17 protein-coding genes, 1 tRNA gene and 1 pseudogene are annotated in these 19,840 nt (G+C 57.0%); 11 read left to right on the top strand and 8 right to left on the bottom strand.

The genetic code is table 11. From position 1 onward, the window contains the following. Positions 1-299: 299 nt before the first annotated feature. The 4 genes from ACQZ6D_RS07820 to ACQZ6D_RS07805 all read left to right on the top strand — a co-directional run bounded on the left by ACQZ6D_RS07820 (position 300) and on the right by ACQZ6D_RS07805 (position 4,605). A tRNA-Met gene (locus tag ACQZ6D_RS07820) sits at positions 300-376 on the top strand. A 537-nt stretch (positions 377-913) separates the two neighbouring features. After that, positions 914-2,023, top strand: a complete 1,110-nt coding sequence (locus tag ACQZ6D_RS07815) for a 2Fe-2S iron-sulfur cluster-binding protein (protein ID WP_065702558.1) — start codon at positions 914-916, stop codon at positions 2,021-2,023. A 42-nt stretch (positions 2,024-2,065) separates the two neighbouring features. Then, a complete protein-coding gene (hisC, locus tag ACQZ6D_RS07810; RefSeq protein WP_065702559.1) occupies positions 2,066-3,187 on the top strand; it encodes a histidinol-phosphate transaminase in 1,122 nt (373 codons plus the stop codon). Next, positions 3,184-4,605, top strand: coding sequence for an FAD-binding oxidoreductase (locus ACQZ6D_RS07805; protein ID WP_448729757.1), 1,422 nt, complete (start codon positions 3,184-3,186; stop codon positions 4,603-4,605). Before hisC ends, ACQZ6D_RS07805 begins: the two co-directional genes overlap by 4 nt. Positions 4,606-4,656: 51 nt before the next feature. Here ACQZ6D_RS07805 and ACQZ6D_RS07800 read toward each other — a convergent pair. From ACQZ6D_RS07800 to ACQZ6D_RS07775, 6 genes and pseudogenes are all read right to left on the bottom strand, one after another. Continuing rightward, positions 4,657-4,782 (bottom strand): annotated as a pseudogene (locus ACQZ6D_RS07800) (S-(hydroxymethyl)glutathione synthase); the annotation flags it as partial. Further along, positions 4,761-5,447: an ABC transporter permease gene (locus ACQZ6D_RS07795; protein ID WP_013636823.1), complete on the bottom strand. Its 687-nt coding sequence runs from the start codon at positions 5,445-5,447 to the stop codon at positions 4,761-4,763. The gene ACQZ6D_RS07795 and the pseudogene ACQZ6D_RS07800, both read right to left, overlap by 22 nt. A 4-nt stretch (positions 5,448-5,451) precedes the next feature. Continuing rightward, positions 5,452-6,159, bottom strand: coding sequence for an ABC transporter permease (locus ACQZ6D_RS07790; protein ID WP_035198759.1), 708 nt, complete (start codon positions 6,157-6,159; stop codon positions 5,452-5,454). Positions 6,160-6,296: 137 nt separating this feature from the next. Further along, positions 6,297-7,091: a transporter substrate-binding domain-containing protein gene (locus tag ACQZ6D_RS07785; protein WP_448729756.1), complete on the bottom strand. Its 795-nt coding sequence runs from the start codon at positions 7,089-7,091 to the stop codon at positions 6,297-6,299. A gap of 71 nt (positions 7,092-7,162) precedes the next feature. Further along, positions 7,163-9,124, bottom strand: a complete 1,962-nt coding sequence (locus ACQZ6D_RS07780) for a DUF2817 domain-containing protein (protein WP_448729755.1) — start codon at positions 9,122-9,124, stop codon at positions 7,163-7,165. Between the two features lie 138 nt (positions 9,125-9,262). Beyond that, positions 9,263-10,303 (bottom strand): aromatic ring-hydroxylating dioxygenase subunit alpha, encoded by a 1,041-nt coding sequence (locus ACQZ6D_RS07775; protein ID WP_013636820.1) that lies wholly within the window; start codon positions 10,301-10,303, stop codon positions 9,263-9,265. A gap of 129 nt (positions 10,304-10,432) precedes the next feature. Between ACQZ6D_RS07775 and ACQZ6D_RS07770 the strand changes: the two genes are divergently transcribed. Next, entirely contained in the window at positions 10,433-11,353 is a 921-nt protein-coding gene (locus ACQZ6D_RS07770; protein WP_080797685.1) for a LysR family transcriptional regulator, read from the top strand. A 23-nt stretch (positions 11,354-11,376) separates the two neighbouring features. On the opposite strand, the gene ACQZ6D_RS07765 is transcribed toward ACQZ6D_RS07770, so the two are convergent. Continuing rightward, positions 11,377-11,892 (bottom strand): flavin reductase, encoded by a 516-nt coding sequence (locus ACQZ6D_RS07765; RefSeq protein WP_111804637.1) that lies wholly within the window; start codon positions 11,890-11,892, stop codon positions 11,377-11,379. A gap of 11 nt (positions 11,893-11,903) precedes the next feature. After that, entirely contained in the window at positions 11,904-13,265 is a 1,362-nt protein-coding gene (locus ACQZ6D_RS07760; protein WP_111804656.1) for an LLM class flavin-dependent oxidoreductase, read from the bottom strand. 430 nt (positions 13,266-13,695) lie between these two features. On the opposite strand from ACQZ6D_RS07760, the gene ACQZ6D_RS07755 reads away from it, so the two are divergent. From ACQZ6D_RS07755 to ACQZ6D_RS07730, 6 genes are read left to right on the top strand one after another with little or no spacing between them, the layout of a single operon-like run. Further along, positions 13,696-14,829, top strand: a complete 1,134-nt coding sequence (locus tag ACQZ6D_RS07755) for an HD domain-containing phosphohydrolase (protein ID WP_448729754.1) — start codon at positions 13,696-13,698, stop codon at positions 14,827-14,829. Next, positions 14,822-15,148 carry a hypothetical protein gene (locus ACQZ6D_RS07750; protein ID WP_111798695.1) on the top strand — a complete coding sequence of 109 codons (327 nt, stop codon included), beginning with the start codon at positions 14,822-14,824 and terminating at the stop codon, positions 15,146-15,148. Before ACQZ6D_RS07755 ends, ACQZ6D_RS07750 begins: the two co-directional genes overlap by 8 nt. Further along, a complete protein-coding gene (locus ACQZ6D_RS07745; protein ID WP_013636814.1) occupies positions 15,145-15,513 on the top strand; it encodes a response regulator in 369 nt (122 codons plus the stop codon). The genes ACQZ6D_RS07750 and ACQZ6D_RS07745 overlap by 4 nt, the downstream gene beginning before the upstream one ends. Beyond that, positions 15,510-17,477: a chemotaxis protein CheA gene (locus tag ACQZ6D_RS07740; RefSeq protein ID WP_003514186.1), complete on the top strand. Its 1,968-nt coding sequence runs from the start codon at positions 15,510-15,512 to the stop codon at positions 17,475-17,477. Before ACQZ6D_RS07745 ends, ACQZ6D_RS07740 begins: the two co-directional genes overlap by 4 nt. Then, positions 17,474-18,019, top strand: coding sequence for a chemotaxis protein CheW (locus ACQZ6D_RS07735; RefSeq protein WP_003514184.1), 546 nt, complete (start codon positions 17,474-17,476; stop codon positions 18,017-18,019). The genes ACQZ6D_RS07740 and ACQZ6D_RS07735 overlap by 4 nt, the downstream gene beginning before the upstream one ends. A 1-nt stretch (position 18,020) precedes the next feature. Then, entirely contained in the window at positions 18,021-19,838 is a 1,818-nt protein-coding gene (locus ACQZ6D_RS07730; RefSeq protein WP_448729753.1) for a methyl-accepting chemotaxis protein, read from the top strand. Positions 19,839-19,840: the final 2 nt, after the last annotated feature.

Below are 19,840 nucleotides of genomic sequence, written 5' to 3'. Positions count from 1 at the left end.
GTACTCCGTCTCAAGACGCGGGAGAGTAGGTCGCTGCCAGGTCTGCAAAACGCAACAAATATCTTCTCAAGCAAACTCTTCGGCCCAGCCGATACAAAGGGCCGCTCAAAGCGGCCTTTTTGCATTGCGTAACATGAAAACATAAGGAAAACGCAACGTGCGTCCCTTAAAGGAGACAAATCGCCTTCGGCAATTTGCTCCGGAACTATACATCACAGCGTCCCTGTGATGCAGTCGCGATAAATCCCATAGGGATTTACGCTGGTCGCGATAAATCCAATAGGGATTTACGCTGGTAACGCGGGGTGGAGCAGCCCGGTAGCTCGTCAGGCTCATAACCTGAAGGCCGCAGGTTCAAATCCTGCCCCCGCAACCAATATCTTCAAGACTATCAACAACAAAGCCCTCCCATCCCGGAGGGCACCTTGCGTTTAGGGCCTTGGATACCGCAAATGAATTGCTGGCGGTATAGCCACGTGGGGCTCTGGTAGCGTGCAGCTAGGCCTGTATCCTGCTCCCGGAGCACTCTGCAACTATCTAACGATTGGTTCTGAAGATCACGTTCTGTTTTGGCGTATCCCAGTGAAAAACGAGGGCGCAAATCCAGAGTTGCTCGCGCCAATTCAAACCCCCTTAGTTTAGCTTTTCTAAACAAAAACGCATCTGTGGCGGGATTGTCTCTCTTTGTTGACGCGCAAATAATGAGATTTGTCAGAGGGATAAATTGAGGTGGGGCCTTGGGGCTGCAAATTGGTGAAGACCAAATTGCCAGCGAGTTTTTGAGGAAGTTCTGCCTCCCGCGAAACCCTTTGATCGTCTGCAGGTTGACGCAAGCCTTGAGCGATCTCACGGGGAGAGCTTTCGAGGCGATCTGCGGATTTCCGGATATTGCAATCATCAGGACAAGCAAATCATGACGACCCGCCTGGATCCACGTTTTCGCCCGTTCGAGGTAAAGCGCAAGGTGCGCGAGAGTGCCACGATCACGTCATTTTACCTCACGCCTCTCGATCCTGCGGATTGGTGTACTTTTGAGGCGGGCCAGTTTCTGACGATCCAGATACCGCATCCCGAAGGCAAAGAACCGCTTGTCCGGAATTACACGGTTTCGTCAGGACCAAATGAGATCGGGGTCTATCGTATTACCGTGAAACGGGAGGCCGCTTTAGCGCCCGATATGGCCGATGGTCTTGTTTCGTGCTGGCTCCATGACGCCGTAGAAGAGGGTGCGGTCATCCATATTGACAGGCCGCGTGGTGCCTTCAAACTCGACAAGGCCAGTCAGCGACCGGTTATTCTCTTGTCCGGTGGCGTCGGGCTGACACCTACGATATCCATGTTGAAGGTCTTGGTTGCGGAAAGCGATCGGCCCGTCTGGTTCGTCCATGCCTGCGACGGGGCTGCTACCCATGCGCTGCGTGAAGAAGTACGGGTGCTCGCTGAACAGCGCAGCAACGTCCATATTCATTACTGTTATCGTTTTCCGACCGACGAGGATGCTAAAGCCGGGCTGTTCCATTCCGCCGGTTTCATCACGCGGGAGACCTTGCAGTCGTTTCTGCCGCTGGACGATTACGAAGTCTATATGTGCGGACCACCGCCGTTCATGCAGGCGATGTATGACCTGCTCCTCTCCCTCGGCTTGGAGAAAAGCAAGATTGCCTACGAGTTTTTCGGGCCTGCCTCCCTGCTTTCGCCATCGCAGCCGAAGAAGGAAGCAAACCTCAGCCTCACTGTTGCTCCGGTGGCGTCAGAGCCTGAGTACTCAGGCATCGAGATCGTTCTTGGAAAGTCAAATGCCAGATTCGAGTGGGATTCAGCCTCGAAATCCATCCTGAGCTTTCTGGAGAGCCGGGGTATTGAGCCAGCATTCTCCTGTCGCGCGGGTGTCTGCGGCAGCTGTGTCCAGGACCTTGTGTCCGGCGACGTGGAATATGTGGAAGAGCCGCTGGATGACGTGCCATCCGGGCAGGTTCTCCTCTGTTGTTCCAAGCCCGTGAGTTCAGTCGTACTCGACCTCTGAAACCAGATTCCAGCGTTTATCCAAATCAGCGAGATCAACCCCATGGCCGATACACTCAGACTCAACCCGCACGTTGCTGAACTCCCGCCTTATAATGCTGGAATGAATATCGCCGTTGCGCGAAGCAAGACGGGTTTGACCGATATTGCGGCCCTTGCCAGCAATGAGAATCCATATGGTTGCTCGCCGAAGGTAACCGCTGCGCTGGCCAGTCTCGACCCTTCACGCTATGCGGATCCTGCCTGTGTGATCTTGCGTGATGCGCTTAGTCGAAAGATCGGCGTTGCCGGAAACCGGATTGTGATTGGAAACGGCTCGGAAGAGATGATTGCTGCCGTTTGTCGCGCGGTCCTGCGTCCGGATGCTACCGTGGTCGCGATGCTACCTGGTTTCGGCCTTCACGAAATCGAACCCAAAGCAAATGGTGCGAAAATCATCAAGATACCGATGACGAAGGATCTTCGGTTCGATCTTGAGGCGATGACGACCGCATTGCGCGAAAAGCCATCGATATTCTTCATCTCCTCGCCTTCCAATCCCGTGGGCCCGGCGTTGCGACTGGATCAGCTCTCAGCCCTCATTGCAGCTGTCCCGAAAGAGACGTTGCTTGTTTTCGACGAAGCCTATTTCGAATTCTGCGACGGGAATACGCCAGATGGGCTTAAGACACTGGCTGACAGCGCTATCTCCTGGGTCGTGCTCAGAACCTTCTCGAAGGCCTACGGGCTGGCTGGGTTGCGCGTCGGATATGCCGTGGCTTCCGATGAGCGGCTGGCACAGGCCATGTCATCTGCAAAGACACCGTTCAACGTCAATGCAGCCGCGCAATTGGCCGCAGTTGCCGCGCTCGATGACGAAAACTGGATGCGGGTTTCAGTCGAAAGCGTCATCAAGGAGCGCAGGCGCATGGCTGCGGCAATCGCCTCGCTTGATCTTTTCGTTCCGGACTCTCAGACGAATTTTCTCTTCATCGATGTTGGTTGCGACAGTTCGATCGCTTTCGATCATTTCCTGTCCCATGGCGTCATCGTCAAACCCTGGAAAGAACCGGAGTTCGCCAGCTTCATTCGTGTGACCGTCGGGCTTCCTGCGGAAAACGACCGTTTTCTCGAAGCGTTACGCTCACTCAAAGATAAGCTTCCTGAGGCAAAAGTCGCGTCATGATCGAACACAATACCGCCTCAACACGGGATTTGTCCGCCGCGTTTCTTAATGAAATCGACCAGATTATCGGCCTGTCGAACCTGAAACGCGGTGATGCCGTTGCCAATCTCGATTATGGCGTAACGCCTGCGAATTTCGGTGCGGATGCGGTTGCTTTCCCTTCATCTCCGCACGAGGTTGCGTCGATCATAAAAACTGCGGTTGCCCATGGTATATCGGTTGTACCGCAGGGTGGCCGAACCGGGCTTGTTGGCGGGGGTGTGTCCGTCCCCGGTCAAATCGTGGTGTCCACCGCCCGGCTGAACCGGATCGTGGAAATCTATCCAGATGAGCGGGTTGCCGTTGTGGAGGCGGGCGTTACGCTTCAAGCGTTGCAGGCGGCCGCATCGGAGCATCGTCTCGAGCCAGGCATCGACTTGCCATCGCGTGGTTCTGCCACGATTGGCGGAATGGTCTCGACCAATGCCGGCGGGATTTCTGCCTTTCGATATGGGGTGATGCGACATCGCGTGCTCGGACTGGAAGTCGTATTGCCTGATGGCTCGATATATTCCGACCTGACACGCGTGGTGAAGAACGCCGCAGGATACGATCTCAAGCATCTCTTCATCGGGGCCGAGGGTACGCTTGGTATAGTGACCAGGGTTGCCATCAAGCTGGAGCCGGTTCCCGCAGCAACCGCCACCGCACTTTTTGGGTTTCCCTCCGTTGAAGCGGCTCTTGAGGCAACCAGGCTGGGGTTGACCGTGAGGTATGGCCACATGTGTGCGGCGGAAGCGATCTGGAATTCGTTTTTCGCCCTGACGGCGGGCGAGCACCTTTGGTCGGCGCCAGATTATGCCCCTGACTATCCTGTCAACCTCATCATGTCTCTGGGCGGCGGTGACGAGGAACAGCTTCAGATGGAGCTCGGCCGGATTTACGAGGGGCTGTATGAAACCTATCCGAACGTGTCCGCTGTCGTCGCAACATCGAAGGCGCAGGAAGCAGAGTTGTGGCGTCTGAGGGAGGACACGGACCTTATCTATCGCAGATATCCGGCTGCGCCGTCCTTTGACGTCTCCGTCCCCTTGTCGCAGATCGGAGAATATGTGGCTCGCTGCGTACCGGAGCTTCGGTCAATCGATCCTCTCCTCGATCCCTACCTCTTCGGCCACATTGCCGATGGCAATCTTCACATTGTTCTCAATGCAGCCGGGACAGCTCTGACGACCGCCAAGATTGCTGCCATCGAATCCGTTCTCTACCGCGACTTGACGCAATCGGGTGGTTCGTTCTCGGCGGAACATGGGATAGGCTCCAAACGCATTCATTCGTTGCGAGAGACAGCAAACCCGGTAAAATTTGCCTTGATGACGCAGATCAAGGCCGCAATTGATGGCGGATGCACTCTTAACCCCGGCAAAGTCACCGGCTGACATGACAACGCCGCGCTCTTTAGGCGCGCGGCGCGGACACGATATAGGCGACTACGTTTCAGTTCGCCAGAACGCCATTTTTTTGGCTGTCCAGGCGGCGATATAGTCCATAAATGCGGATGACAGGCAGTCGTAAGGTTCGAGACTACTGGCCTTCAGCGCGCTTCGTGACGCATCAGATGTGCCTCGAGCATGCGGATGAGCATGACGAGGGTAAGGTTGATGACGAGGTAGATGGCACCCGCCAGGGCGAAAACCTCGAAAATCGCGAATGTCTGGCTCATCAGGCGCTTTGCATATCCCGTGATCTCGAGAACCGTGATTGTCGAGGCAAGGCTCGTACCCTTGACGACGAGGATCAGCTCATTGCCGTAAGCCGGCAGAGCCTGGCGAATGGCGAGCGGGAATTCGATCCGGCGGAAACGCATAAATGGTGACATTCCCGTGGCTTTGGCCGCTTCCTTGAGACCCGCGGGAACCGATAATAATCCGCCTCGCAGAATCTCCGATGTATAGGCGGCTGTGTTGAGCGCCATCGCCATGACCGCGCAGCGCGCACCATCACTAATCACCCACCACGTTATGGCATTGCCTTTGATAAAGCCAATTTGGCCAAGCCCGTAGTAAAACAGGAACAGCTGTACAAGCAGCGGTGTACCGCGAAAGACCATGCTGTAATATTTTGCAAACCCGGCAAGGAAACGGTTTTCGGACAGCCGCATGAGCGCAAGACCAAGGCCGAGATTGAAACCGATCGCGACAGATATCGCGGTTATGGTCGCCGTTGTGGAAAGCCCTTTCAAGAGGAAAGGCATCGATGTTTTCAGGAATTCGATATCCATCGCGTTACTTCCTCGCCCTTAGTCTCACCAGGCGTTCGACCCTGTCGAATCCAGCCTGGCTTATGATGGTGATCGCGAAATACACGACGGCTGCGATAAGAAAGAAAATCAGGGGATTGCGGGTGCTACCGGCGCCAACCGAGGCGGCGCGCATCAGTTCCTGTAGCCCGACAACCGATACCAGTGCCGTGTCCTTGATGGTTGTCTGCCAGACATTGTTCATACCGGGGATGGCAATGCGTAGCATTTGGGGGATGATGATGCGCCTGAAGATGCGGCGCCCGGGAATCCCCAGTGCGCGCGCAGCTTCTATGTGTCCCGTCGGGATGGAAGCCAATGCTCCCCTGATAACCTCGGTCGAGTAGGCGCCTGAAATCGTACCGATGGCAATGATGGCAATGATGAAGGCATATCCGCTGTCCGCAAGGGCAGCATATCCGAAAGCTGTGGCAACCTGTGTCACGAATTGCACGGAAGAAAAGAACAGCAGATAGATGATAAGCAGTTCAGGCACCCCCCGCACGAGAGAGGTATAGGCGTCTACCACAAGTGTCAGCGGGAATATCCGCGCCCACTTGATGACCCCGCACAAGGTTCCGATCAACGCACCGACAAGCATGCTGACCGTACCGACGGCAATCGTTATTGCGGCCCCCTGCAGAATGGCTCTTATCCAACCACCCTGCCAAACTAGGATCAGACTAGACTCCATTGGATTTGCCTTGGTTTTGCTGCGCACTCCCTTGCCTTTTTGGCAGCAGGCATCGTCAGCGTCTTCGACCGTGCGCACCCTGTCAGGTTGCGATTGAGTGGTTGCCCCGCACTTCTGGGAAGAGCGGGGCAGGCGTCTTAGTTGCAGGGTCTGGAGATATCCATCTTGAACCACTTCTGGCTCGCTTTGCCGATCGAACCATCCGCGACGAGCTCGCACAGTGCCTTGTCGATCTTCGTCTTCAGCTCGGTGTTCTCCTTGGCAATACCGACGCCGATCCCTTCGCCGAGGGTGGAATCGAATTTGCTCTGAACTTTCACGTCGACAAACTGAAAGTCCTTGCCTTCGGGCTTGGCGAGAAAATCCTGAAGTGCAGAGGCGTCTGCAAATGCTGCCTCAACGCGGCCGCTTGCGAGATCGATCTGCATATTGTCGAGCGTGTCGTAGGTTTTGAGATTGGCATTCGGTACCCGCTTTTCGATGAAATGGGCGTGCGTCGTGCCGGTTTGAACGCCGATCGTCTTGCCGTCCAAGCCCTTCAACAAAGTGTCGATATCCTTGATGCCGGCGAGATCGGACGTCTTGGGAACGAGGAACATGTTTGCCAGCTCAGCATATCCGACCGAAAAATTGATTTCCTTTTTTCGATCCTGGGTAATCGACATCCCGGAGATGATGACGTCGAAGCGCTTCGCCTTGAGGGCAGGGATCAGGCCATCAAAGGCCTGCACGACGAACCGGCACTTCACGGCGAGCTTCGTGCAGAGCAGGTTGCCGACATTGGCGTCGAAGCCGGTTACATTGCCGGCAGCATCGGCCATGCTCCATGGTGGATAGGCACCTTCGGTGCCGATCGACAATTCGCCTTCGGCAGCGTGCGCCGTGCTGACGCCTGCAAGAAGCAGGGCGAGTGACAGGACTTTCAGATTCATATGCGAATTCCCCTATTTGGTTATTTGTTGGGTTTGATTTGCCGGACACAGCGCCGGCACAGCGGATCACGTCATAACGTTCGCGACAGAAACTGACGCAGGCGTTCCGATCGCGGATTGGTGAACAATTCCGCCGGGGTACTCTCTTCCTCCACCTTTCCTTTGTGTAAGAAGAGAATCTTGTGAGATACCTCGCGCGCGAACTGCATTTCATGCGTCACGAGGATCATGGTATTGCCCTCTTCTGCCAGCTGACGGATCACGCGCAGGACCTCTCCCACAAGTTCGGGGTCGAGAGCGGATGTCGGTTCGTCACAGAGGATGACTTTTGGCCGCATGGCCAGTGTTCTTGCGATGGCCGCACGTTGCTGCTGGCCGCCGGAGAGCTGCCCGGGATATTGGGCATGCTTTTCCGACAGTCCCACTTTCTTCAACAACTGATGGGCATGGTCGATTGCATCCTGGCGACGCTCGCCAAGAACATGGACGGGAGCCTCGATGATGTTCTCAAGCACGGACATGTGGGGCCAGAGATTGAAGTTCTGGAATACCATTCCCACGCGGGCGCGAATTCTTTCGACCTGGCGCATGTCTGCTGGCTGCGAACGGCCATTCGCTCCGCCCTTCATTCGTATTTCCTCGCCATCAACGACGATCGTTCCACTGCTGGGCTGTTCGAGCAGGTTTATACAGCGCAAAAACGTGCTCTTGCCGGAACCTGACGAGCCGATCATCGAAACGACTTCACCGGGATCGGCACTCAGCCCCACGCCCGACAGGACTTCGTGCGTGCCGAAGCTTTTGTGGAGATCATGAACTTCAACGGCTGGCCGTTCATGGCGTTTGGTATTGAGAGGCACGGCCGGTGGCCAGTCGCTCACCAAAGCCGGAGCGGGTGCGCCCTTTGAAGCCGGGGGAGTAACCGAGGCAAGTGCGGTCAGCGCGCGGTCGAAATATCGCAAGCTTGTCCCAAGACAGTTCTGCTGCCATTCGGGATCGTCAGGAATGAACGCCGTTCTCAGCGTCTTCTTGATTTTCTGCCCAAGCGGAGATTCGATATTCCCGAAAAGATGCAGCCAGTTATCCGCCTGCACGGCGTCCATCACCACCGGGCCTTCAAGGGTTCCGCATTCGATTACCAGCGGCAATACGCGGCTCTCCGGCAAGGATTTGCAGACCGCTGCTGAAACGTAGCCCGTGGCCGTTGCCGCAATGCCGGTATCGGTCGTTGCGCCATTGCCGGTCATCACGACCGCGAGTGCGTGCCCATAGGTTTTCCTGCCCCATTCCAGACCGGCATGGTCCTCTTCCGCCACGGATAGCAGTGCGGGATATCCGTAAGGGCCTGCACCGGTGTGAAGATCGAAGACGACGACATCCGACGCGCCACTGACGAAAGTGCTCAAGATATCGTTGAGGGTGCGGTTCGACCATGTCGGGCCGTTGCCGCCATAAAACAGTCCGTCTGGAAAGTCGTATTGGCCTGCTTCGATAATCGCGGCGATCCCGGCGTGACCATTTAAAGCGGCCTTGGCATCTCTCAGCAGTTGATCGGCACGGTCACGATCGGGTCCATCCCACTCGGCGCAGACAAATGCATTATGGAGTGGGGCGTATCGTTCGTTTCGTGGAACCGCTCTCTTCCAGTCAACGAAGTTTCGGTTGAGATCGACATTGTCCTCGTTGACCCGTCGGCTCCATGCTGTTCCCCACGGGTTGATCAGATGGATCATCACCACAGCCGTATCGGGAGGAAGCGGTAAAGGGTTATTTGCGGCAAGCCATTCAGCCTGGCAAGCCGATCCGAATTGCCCCTCAACTCCGTGCGTGCCGGACAAGATGACGAGTTTTTTTGACGCGTTGCGTTCGCCCAGATATGCAAGATCCGTGAAAAGGTGCTCTCCATCTGGGCCATGCAATGGATGCTTATATTCGAACAACGCAGCATTCGACCGGCGCGCGGCGGAAAGAAAACGTTGCCGCAGCACATTATAGTCCACTGAATAGAGCTCAGGCTGCCTGATGTGGCGCATCAAGGATACTCCCGATTTGTGGCGGGCGTCGGCTTTTGCCGATCACCAGCTATGTTCCCGGTTATTATTTTTTTGCCATCTCCGCCTGACCATTTGAGCAGGCGAAGACCATATCGTTAGTCATTCCGGCGCAGGCGCTTACTCCGCGGCAGCGACGACATTCATGGTCTCGCTATCGATCATCTGTGAAAGCTTGCGTCTGAACCGCAGCGGTCCGACATCGATCTTCAGATCGAGGTTTGGAGTCTTCTTGTTCGCGATCCCGTGGTGGACCGCCTCCAGCACGACACGGTCTTCCTCGAATGCGCCGCGTACGGATGTTGCGAAGCGCGCTGAAACGTCCGGGTCGTCGGGCGCGAAATTTCGCATCTGAAACCAGTAATACTTCGTGCGGTTCTCATCGACTGGCGTCATGAAATTGTAGCTGTCCATCAAGAACGTATTGGCTGGCAATTCGCGGCCTTCGCCACCGGAGCCTGATGGTGCAAAGATGGCCTTGATGATGGCATTGCTGGGGTAGCGAACCTCGTAATGCTGTTTTCGATCGCATTTCCCCTCAAATTGCAGGAACGGTGCGTAGAAGGGGGCTGGATCTGAATCCAGCATCCAGCGCCAGACGACGACGCCATCGCTTTTCACCGTTGTTTCCAATGGCGTTTCTTCGCAGGCGGAACTGGCGAACGAGCTCTGATGCACCCATGCGACGTGGGATGGGTCCAGCAGATTGTCCGTCATGTAGAGGTAATTGCAGTTGATCGTCATCGACTCGCCGCGATTGACGCCCCAGGACGGATCACCGAAATGTTCGACATGGAAAATCTCTGCGGGATCGGCTTTCGCGGCCTCACCCATCCAGACCCAGACGAGCCCGTAACGTTCCTCCACCGGGTAGGAGCGGACGCAGGCCACATGTGGAATACGCTCTGCACCCGGCACGCGGGTGCAGGCGCCGGAACAGTCGAAGGTCAGTCCGTGATAGCCGCATTCGACGTCGTCGCCCTTGATACGCCCCATGGACAAGGGGAGCTTGCGATGGGGACAGGCATCTTCGAGCGCTGCAAGCTTGCCATTCTGAAGACGATAAAGAACGATATTTTCGCCGAGCATCGTTACGGGTGTCAGGTCTCGTCCGATTTCGTGATCCCAGGTGGCGACGTACCAAGCATTCTTGAGAAACATTTTCTTCCCCCGTTCTCGCTTTAATCGGAACAGTATTTTCCTTGTTGCGATGCGGGACAAGCGGATTTTCGTTGCGTTTTTGTTTAGAAAAACTTAACAAAAAGCAGAACTGGAGATACTCTATTGGCTATGCCCCCACTCCATGCCCTGCAAGCTTTCGAAGCCGTAGGAAGGTGCGGCACGATGAGCACGGCCGCCAAAGAACTGGGCGTAACACCCAGTGCCATCAGCCAACAGGTGCGCAAGCTTGAGAACCATCTCGGCGTTACGCTCCTCGAACGTATCGGACGCCGTGTGGAACTGACGTCGTGGGGTGTTCTTCTTCACAAGGAAGTCGCCAAAGGCTTCAGCCAGCTCAATCATTCCGTCGATGTTCTCGAACGGGCGCGGAGCCAGACCGGCATCGTGCTGACTGCGCTCAGCTCGGTTGTGAACAAGTGGATCGGCCGCAAGATCTTCGAGTGGCAGGCTCTCTATCCGGAAGCCAATGTCCGTATCATCGGCAAGGATGACGAACCCAGCCTGTCGGGCGGCCAGAGCGATTTTCGCATAACCTATGGAAAGCGGGCAGAGGTGCACGCGCATTTCGTGCCGCTTTATACGGATTGGGTGGTTCCCGCATGTTCGCCGCGTTTGCTCGGGGGACGGACATTATCGGCGCCCGCCGACCTTCTCAAATTCCCTTTGCTCAATATCGAGTGGGAAGCCCATTACAGCCGTCCGCCACAATGGAGCGAGTGGGCGCAGCTGGTTGGCGCGACCGTGAATGAAAAACTCTCGAGCCTGTTTTTCGCGCTGTCGAGCAACGCAATCGACGCTGCGGTCAACGGACACGGCTTCGTGCTGGCTCAGGTCTCGATGATCGAGGACGAGTTGCAGGCCGGTACACTTGTTGTTCCTTTCGACATCCGCCTTCCGCTTCCCGAGAGCTACTATCTGGCATGGGATCGTTCCGTTTTCGATAAGCCCTACGGAAGAGAATTTCATATGTGGGTGATGGGGATCGCGAAAAAGCAGTCTGTCGCATCGTCCCCGAACCGCAGTGCGTGACTAAGGGCCTACCGCTCGGGATATCACTTTCTGATGTGTTGATATTCTCCGCGCCAGTACAGAAGTGGCCGGGCATCGTCATGCGTCCTTATCGACCGGACGAGGCCGATCAGGATCACATGAGATCGATGGATGATCGCGTCTTCGAGTTCGCAGTCCAGACTTGCCAGAGCGCCATCCAGCGCAAGGCCGCCTGACGCCATCGTGTGCCAGACGGCGCCATCGTAGCGGCTGGCACCCTTAAGGCCATTAAAACCCGAGAATGAGTGGGCGACGTTTTCCTGACCTTCAGCGACGACGTTGACGCAAAACCGTCTGGCTTTCTCGACGATTTCCCAGGACGAGGATCCACGATTGAGTGCGACCATCACAGTCGGGCCATCCGCAGAAAGTGCTGTGACGGATGTTGCGGTGAAGCCGGTTCGTGTTTCACTCGTGCCTGTTGTGATGACGCAAACGGCACCCGCCAGATTCCGCATGGAGGATTTGAAGAGGTCAGCGCCCGGAGACGGCACCTGCATTTTCATCTGGTCCACTATGATCGGCTCCTTCAGATGCGCTCTTTATCGCCTTTGGCGGCCGTGTAACGGTTGGCAGGCATCGAAAGCCCCAGGTTCTCGCGCAGCGTCGATCCTTCATATTCCTCACGAAACAGTCCGCGTCGCCGCAACTCCGGCAAGACAAGGCGGACGAAATCTTCCAGGCTTGCGGGAAGTGTCGGGAACATAAGAATGAAACCGTCGGCGGCACGGGTTTCGAACCACTCTTCCATGTAGTCTGCGATTTGTTTTGGTGTCCCGGTTATTCCGTTTCCGGTGTGGCGTTCTGCGTAGTGGCGGATCAATTGTCCCACTGTCTGTCCTTGTTTGACGAACTCGACGAGCTGGTCAAACATCTTGCGCGAGCCTTTCGGCTCGGCGGGCAGCCGGTCCATCGGAAATGGTTGATCGAGGGGGACGCCACGAAGGTCGGCTTCGAGGAACTCCGAAAGCATCAACCGACCCACGTCCGGATGCAGGCTGTCGATGAGAAAATCGACTTTTGCCTTCGCCTCGGCCTCGGTCTCTCCGACATTGACGACAATTCCCGGCATGACCTTGAGATCTTCGGGATCGCGACCGAATGCCGGCATACGTCCTTTGACGTTCTGGTAGAAAGCCCTGTTGCTCTCGATGTTGGATGCCAGGCTGAAGACGATTTCAGACGTCCGTGCAGCAAGGTTCATTCCGGCCTCGGAGCCTCCGGCCTGAGCAATAACAGGCCGCCCCTGTTCGGAAGGCGCAATGTTGAGGGGGCCGCGCACCTGAAAATGCTTGCCGACATGATTGAGGATATGGTGCTTGTCCTTGTCATAATAAACGCCGCTTTCGCGATCAAGCAGCAGGGCGTCGCGTTCAAAGCTGTCCCATAGGCCGAACACTACGTCGATGAATTCTTGCGCGCGCTCGTAACGGACGGCGTGAGGATCGAGACCCTGACGATTGAAGTTGTAGCCGGTCTCGTCATGATCGGAGGTGACGACATTCCAGCAGGCGCGTCCCCGGCTCAGCTGATCGATAGACGCAAAAATCCGGGCGACATTGAAGGGTTCATAATAGCTCGTCGATACCGTCGAGACCAAACCCAGTCTTTCCGTCATCACCGAAAGTGCCGAGATGAGAGAAAGCGGTTCGAACCGGTTCTGCTTGGTCGGGCTGCGCGCCAGGGCGTCGGGGTCACCAACGGCAGCCGCAGCGGAATCGGCGAGGAACATGAAATCGAATTTGGCAGCTTCAGAAATTCTGGCCACATTCAACATGTGGCTGAAGTCGGTTGCTGCCGTTACCTTGCTTGCCGGGTGCCGCCATGCGGCTGCATGGAAGCCGAACGTGTAAACAAAGGTTCCGAGCTTGATCTTGTCCTGCCGTTTCAACATCGTTCCCTCTTTTGCCTGATACCAATTCTGGTCTCAGGCTATTCGAGGATCAACGCTGCAACAATCGGCCGAAATCTTCTCCGTAGGTTAGAAATACTAACAAGGATTAGTGGCGCGTCTGCGCATCAGCCCGAGAGGCTGCGGCGCCACGCAACAGGATCACATTCCCGTTGGAAGGCCTGATGATGGCGCTTCACTATAAGTATTCATAAGTCACACTTAAGTCGCTGTTAACCAACATCTGGTCAATTTATTCATATAAGAAGTTGTCTTCGCAGGCGAATTTCGCGCAGGCGCTTCATTTTTATGACCACATGACGCGGTCGTCTTTTCCCAAAAAAATGTTTCCAGATCCGTTGAATTCGCTCGGTGAAAGCCGAGGAGTTCGCGCGTCTATTCGCCCGCAATCCAATGATAGCGAGGACAAGTGCAAATCGTATTGGTCGATGACAGCAAGTCGATTCTTGTTGCCCTGAAAGCGACGGTCCGCGGGCTTCCGGATGTCGGCACCATCGTGGGCTTCACCGATCCCACGGAGGCGTTGGAATTCTGCCGCAACAATGCGGTCGATCTGCTTGTGGTGGATTATACGATGCCGAAATATAACGGCATACAGCTCCTCAAGGCACTGAATACGTATGAGCATTTCGCGCATGTGCCTGTCATCATGATCACATCGGAAAGAGGCCGGCCTGTCCTTATCGAAGCGATAGAGAGCGGTGTCACGGAATTCATCCACAAGCCCTTTGACCCGGTGGAGCTGAAGGCGCGGGTGCGCAACCTTCTCGCCTTGCGCAAGGCGCAGCGCGATCTTGCCGGACAGGCGCGCAGCCTTGTGGATGAGGTGCGCAAGGCCACCCGGCAACTCGCGGCCCGCGAAGAAGAAATCATCTGGCGCCTGGCGCGGGCCATCGAATTCCGCGACGGCCACACCGGCGACCATATTTCCCGCGTCGCGCAAATCAGCATGCTGATGGCAAAGGATCTCGGCCTCGATGACGAGCATTGCCGCATGATCTATCTCGCGGCACCCTTGCACGATGTCGGCAAGATCGGAATTTCCGACAGCGTGCTGCTGAAGCCGGGTCGCCTGACGCCTGATGAGATCACCGAAATGCGAAAACATGTCGGTATCGGCGTGCAAATTCTCGAAAACGGTTCATCCGATCTGCTGCGCATAGCCGAGGCGATTGCAGGCGGCCATCACGAAAAATGGGATGGAACGGGATATCCGCACGGCTTGTCGGGCGATGGCATTCCGCTGGAAGCCCGTATCGTCGCCATTGCGGACGTCTTTGAGGCTCTCTGCTCCGAGCGCCCTTACAAGAAGGCGTGGTCGACCCAAGAGGCCTATGCGCATGTTGTCGCGCATAGCGGCAGCCATTTCGATCCCGCCTGCGTCGCGGCGTTCCAGCGCCAATGGACGCTGATCGACAGGCTCATGACGGGTCACGGCGTTCTGGAGATCGAAGTGCCGAGCCTCGAAACACCGGAAGAACAACCGATCAGGGCGGATGGCGGCATGCACACCGAAACCGTTCGGGAGACTCCCCATGTTTGATGAAACCACGAACGACACACTGAAGATGCCGCAAGCGCTTTCCATACGGTCGATTGCGTCGGCACACGGTCTTCTTCTCGACCGTCTCAAAGACACCGACAGGCTGGTGGTCGAGGTGCCCAAGGATGCGGATGCGGATTTGAGCTTCGTGCAGCTGATGGAAGCCTCGCGCAATTTCGCGGCGCAGAACAACAAGACGATAACATTGAAAGAGCCGGCTGACGGTCAGGTTTTGCAGACATTGCGGCGGGGCGGTTTCCTGTCGCGGATGGATGAAGCCTCCCGCCAGTTCTGGTTGCATGGAAAGGACATATCATGAGCGCACATATTTTAACGGTCGACGATTCCGCCAGCATTCGCATGACGACGAAGATCGCCCTCACAGGCGCGGGCTACCAGATTACCGAGGCCGTTGATGGGCAGGACGGTCTTGCCAAGGCGAAGGCCGCGAATTTCGACCTCATCGTCACTGATCTCAACATGCCGAACATGAATGGTCTCGAGATGATTGAGGCGCTTCGGCAATCTCCGGCTCATACCGGCATTCCGATCATCTTTTTGACGACGGAATCCGATGCGGACATGAAGGCGCGCGCCAAGGCCGCCGGTGCCACCGGCTGGCTGACCAAGCCTTTCGATGCTGAACATCTGGTCAAGATCGTCAGAAAGGTCCTCGGAAAATGACGACGCTGGACCCTATTCAGGTTTTCAGAACGGAGGCTGCGGAGCTTTTCGAGCAAATCGAGGGGGGCCTTCTCGATCTGCTTCACGATTTGACCGATCAGGATCAGATCGACGCCGTTTTCCGCGGACTGCATACATTGAAGGGGTCCGGGGCAATGTTCGGGTTCGAGGCGCTTGCCGCCTTTACCCACCATTGCGAAACCGCCTTTGACCGGGTGCGCAAGGGCGAGGTTCCGGCAACCAGCGAACTGGTCGCAGCCGTTCTTGAAGCGCAGGATCATATGCAGGCGCTGGTCGACAATCCGCACGGTGTGCAGGGTGATGTTGGAGAGCAGCTGCTCGCCAAGCTTCGTGCGGCAGTCGGCACTCGTGGCGATGGCGGTGTCCTGACACATGTTCCGGCGCAGAATCTCGCCAGGAAGCAGGCAAAGGCAAAAGCTGCCACTTGGGAAATCCGGTTCCGGTTGCCCGTCAATGCCATGGCAAACGGAACCAATCCCCTTGGTCTGCTGGATGAACTGGCCGAACTCGGCGATTGTGAAATCGTTGCCGACACCTCGACGGTGCCGTCTCTCGATGCACTTAATCCGAGCGATCTCCATCTGGGCTGGACAGTCCGGCTGACGACCGAGCAGCCGCAATCGGCAATCGACGACGTTTTCATCTTCGTGATGGATGACATGGAGATCGATATCCGCGCAATCGAAGCGGTTGTCGAAGAAGAGCTCCCCGTTTCCGAGATCCTGCCGGAAGCCAGAAAGGTCGCCGCCGATCCGAAGGGCGGCAAGGCGGCCGAAAACGTGCGGGTGCCTGCCGAAAGACTTGACGAGTTGATGGATCGGGTCGGTGAACTCGTCATTGCCCAGTCCCGCCTTTCGCAGCTGGCGGGTAGCAGCGTCGATATTCTTTTGCGCTCTGTTTCGGAGGATGTCGAACGTCTTTCCGGAGAACTTCGCGATACGATGATGGTCCTGCGAATGGTGCCGATCGCCCAGCTTTTTGGTCGGTTCCGCCGTCTGATCCATGACCTGGCGCGGGAAACGGGTAAACAGATCGAGCTGGAGACCGAGGGCGAAGGCACAGAGGTCGACAAGGCGGTGATCGAACGCCTGGCTGATCCACTTGTGCACCTTGTCCGTAACTCCTGCGACCATGGACTCGAAAAAAGCGATGAGCGTGTGGCGGCCGGCAAACCGGCGACGGGGCGGATCACCCTCATTGCCCGCCAGTCGGGCGGTGATGTGACGATCACCATCCGTGACGATGGCCGTGGCATTGATCGCCAGCGCGTCCGGGCAAAAGCTGAGGCTTCCGGCCTTTTGGCTCCGAACGCGCAGGTCAGCGATCAGGAACTGCTGCAGATGATCTTCCAGCCGGGCTTTTCGACAGCCTCTGAAGTTACCAGTCTTTCCGGCCGTGGTGTCGGCATGGATGTGGTGAAAAAGAGTGTCGAGGCCCTTCGCGGCACGATCAGCGTTACCAGCACGCCGGGCGCGGGTTCGGAAGTTTCGCTGGCGATCCCGTTGACTCTGGCCATCATCGACGGCCTGCTGGTGCGGGTCGGCAATGGTTGTTACGTCATTCCGCTGCCGGCGGTGGAGGAATGCCTCGAACTGTCGCCTGACGACGATATTCGTTCGCGGGGCCGGTCCTTCATTTCACTGCGCGAGAGCCTCGTTCCCTTCATTCGCCTGCGCGAATTGTTCAACACCGGAACCAAGCCGGATCAGTTCCAGAAGATCGTCGTCATTTCCACCGGCTCCGAGCGGGTCGGGCTTGTGGTCGACCAGATCATCGGCGATCACCAGACGGTCATCAAGGCCATGTCGAAACTGCACCATGACGTCGCGACATTCTCCGGCGCGACCATCCTCGGTGACGGCAATGTCGCCCTTATCCTCGATGTCGCACATCTGGTGATGGCGGGGCAACAGCAGGAGGCGCGATTGCGGGCCGCGGGATGAACCAGTCTCTCTTGAAGCAGACGGACGAATTTTGGGGCGTGTCCGACGCCGTGGAAGTTCTAACCTTCAACATCGCGGGCGAGACCTTCGCCATCGAGGCGGTGAAGGTTCGGGAAATTCTGGATCTTCTGCCCGAAACCGCCGTTCCCGGTGCTAAAGCCTTTGTGGCGAGTGTTATCAACTTCCGGGGCAAGGTCATCCCTCTGGCCGATATCCGTCTTGCCTTCGGCATGGAAGCCACCGAGCGAACCATTGATAGCCGTATCGTCGTCATAGAACTGCCGTTTGATGGCGAGCCGGCATTGATCGGCATCAGGACCGATAAGGTCAACGAGGTGACCACGTTCAGCCGGGCAGCCAGCGAACCGCCGCCGAGCGTCGGCATGCGGTGGCGGGCGGATTACATCCATTGCCTCATCAAACGCGGCAGCGAGTTCGTCATTCTTCCAAATCTGACAGCAATTTTCACGGGGCATCGCGAGTCCGGACCGGTTTCGTCCAGCGCGCGTGGCAACGTCATCGAACTTTCCAAGGAGCATTGAGATGCGATTTACAATCAAGATGAAGCTGGCGGTTGCCTTCGGCTTTCTGATCCTGATGCTTGCCGGAACGGCCGGCTACGGCATCTACAGCCTCGGTATCGCCAAGAATGCCATGGACGATGTGGTCGACGGTACTGTCGTGCGCCTCGACAAGGTTCACCAGATGAACGCACTGGCGCTGGCAACCGTCCGGTCGCAGAAGAATATCATCCTTGCTGCTTCGCCGGAGGAAACCCAGCTTTTCAAGGCGGCCGGTAACGAAACTCGCGACCAGTTGACGGCCATGCTGAATGATATGGCAGCCACCGCCAGCGCCGAGACGCGTGCGTTCTGGACGGATCTGCAGGCCATCACCAAGGCTTTCGAGGCCAGTGATGATCACGTCCGGGAACTGGTTGCGCAGGGCAATACGTCGCTCGCCGCGTCGTACTCGTCCGGCAAGGGCCGTGACGCTGCCAATGCCCTGACAGGGAAACTGGGCGAGGGCGTCAAGATGAACCGCGACCGTCTTGAAGAATCGAAGCAATTGGCGGCTGATGACTATGAGCAGACCCGCACCCTGCTGGTCAGTGCATCGGTCGTTGCCGTACTAATCGCCATCGCGACAGCATTCTGGATCGCGCTCGGCATCAGCAGCGGATTGCGCAAGATCATGACCGTGGCGGAGGCGGTTGCGATCGGCGATCTCGATCAGAATGTCGAGATCAAGACCAATGACGAGATCAAGGATCTCGTTGCGCGCATCAACACGATGACGGGCAATCTGCGCAATACCGCAGGCATTGCCGACCGGATTGCCGATGGCGATCTTACCGTCATGCCGAAACCCCTGTCCGACAGGGATACTCTCGGCCTTGCGCTGGAACGGATGGTTGAGCGCCTGCGTGGCATTGTCGCCGATGCGCTTTCCGCTTCCGACAATGTGTCCTCCGGCAGCCAGGAACTGTCGGCCAGCTCCGAACAGCTAAGCCAGGGCGCGACCGAGCAGGCATCGTCTGCCGAAGAGGCTTCGGCCTCGATGGAAGAGATGGCTGCCAACATCAAGCAGAATGCCGACAATGCCGCGCAAACGGAAAAGATCGCGCGTCAGTCGTCCAAGGACGCCGAAGCCAGCGGTGAAGCCGTCAACCGTGCCGTGGTCGCCATGCGCACCATCGCCGAGAAGATTTCCATCGTGCAGGAAATTGCCCGCCAGACCGATCTTCTGGCGCTGAACGCCGCCGTTGAGGCGGCGCGCGCTGGAGAACACGGCAAGGGTTTTGCTGTCGTGGCATCGGAAGTGCGCAAGCTCGCCGAACGCAGCCAGGCTGCTGCCAGCGAGATCAGCTCGCTTTCCGGCGAGACCGTGCAGGTGGCAACCGAAGCGGGCGACATGCTTAACCGTCTGGTGCCGGACATTCGCAAGACCGCCGAGCTGGTTGCCGAAATCTCCGCCGCCTGCCGTGAGCAGGATATCGGCGCCTCCCAGATCAACGAGGCAATCCAGCAGCTTGACAAGGTGACGCAGCAGAACTCCGGGGCTTCGGAGGAAATGTCGGCGACTTCGGAAGAGCTGGCGGCGCAGGCCGAAGAGTTGCAAAGCAGTATCGCCTTCTTCAAGGTGGATACCTCAAGCGTCTCGTCGCGCCCCGCACAGGCTGCACATCGGCCTGCCGCAAAGCCTGCTGCGACGCGTCCGGCGATGAAGCCGGCCCCCGTTCGCAAACCGCAGACGGGCAACACCGTCAGCGCCCAGCAAGCCCGCGTCAAAGGTTTCGCACTGGATATGTCCATGGGCGGTCCCGATGCTGACGACGCGGATTTCCGCGAAAGCGCCTGACC

The organism is Agrobacterium sp. 22-3639C2 (genome assembly GCF_053522105.1).
The sequence above is the reverse complement of the archived record's forward strand: the minus strand, read 5'-3'. Positions and strand labels throughout refer to the sequence as shown.

Excerpts from the sequence above, each read along its gene's own strand:
- ACQZ6D_RS07750 (WP_111798695.1), top strand. The coding sequence starts at position 14,822 with ATGTTTGATGAAACCACGAACGACACACTGAAGATGCCGCAAGCGCTT.
- ACQZ6D_RS07735 (WP_003514184.1), top strand. The coding sequence starts at position 17,474 with ATGAACCAGTCTCTCTTGAAGCAGACGGACGAATTTTGGGGCGTGTCC.
- ACQZ6D_RS07785 (WP_448729756.1), bottom strand. The coding sequence starts at position 7,091 with ATGAATCTGAAAGTCCTGTCACTCGCCCTGCTTCTTGCAGGCGTCAGC.
- ACQZ6D_RS07770 (WP_080797685.1), top strand. The coding sequence starts at position 10,433 with ATGCCCCCACTCCATGCCCTGCAAGCTTTCGAAGCCGTAGGAAGGTGC.
- ACQZ6D_RS07795 (WP_013636823.1), bottom strand. The coding sequence starts at position 5,447 with ATGGATATCGAATTCCTGAAAACATCGATGCCTTTCCTCTTGAAAGGG.
- ACQZ6D_RS07815 (WP_065702558.1), top strand. The coding sequence starts at position 914 with ATGACGACCCGCCTGGATCCACGTTTTCGCCCGTTCGAGGTAAAGCGC.
- hisC (WP_065702559.1), top strand. The coding sequence starts at position 2,066 with ATGGCCGATACACTCAGACTCAACCCGCACGTTGCTGAACTCCCGCCT.
- ACQZ6D_RS07740 (WP_003514186.1), top strand. The coding sequence starts at position 15,510 with ATGACGACGCTGGACCCTATTCAGGTTTTCAGAACGGAGGCTGCGGAG.
- ACQZ6D_RS07730 (WP_448729753.1), top strand. The coding sequence starts at position 18,021 with ATGCGATTTACAATCAAGATGAAGCTGGCGGTTGCCTTCGGCTTTCTG.
- ACQZ6D_RS07775 (WP_013636820.1), bottom strand. The coding sequence starts at position 10,303 with ATGTTTCTCAAGAATGCTTGGTACGTCGCCACCTGGGATCACGAAATC.
- ACQZ6D_RS07805 (WP_448729757.1), top strand. The coding sequence starts at position 3,184 with ATGATCGAACACAATACCGCCTCAACACGGGATTTGTCCGCCGCGTTT.
- ACQZ6D_RS07745 (WP_013636814.1), top strand. The coding sequence starts at position 15,145 with ATGAGCGCACATATTTTAACGGTCGACGATTCCGCCAGCATTCGCATG.
- ACQZ6D_RS07780 (WP_448729755.1), bottom strand. The coding sequence starts at position 9,124 with ATGCGCCACATCAGGCAGCCTGAGCTCTATTCAGTGGACTATAATGTG.
- ACQZ6D_RS07790 (WP_035198759.1), bottom strand. The coding sequence starts at position 6,159 with ATGGAGTCTAGTCTGATCCTAGTTTGGCAGGGTGGTTGGATAAGAGCC.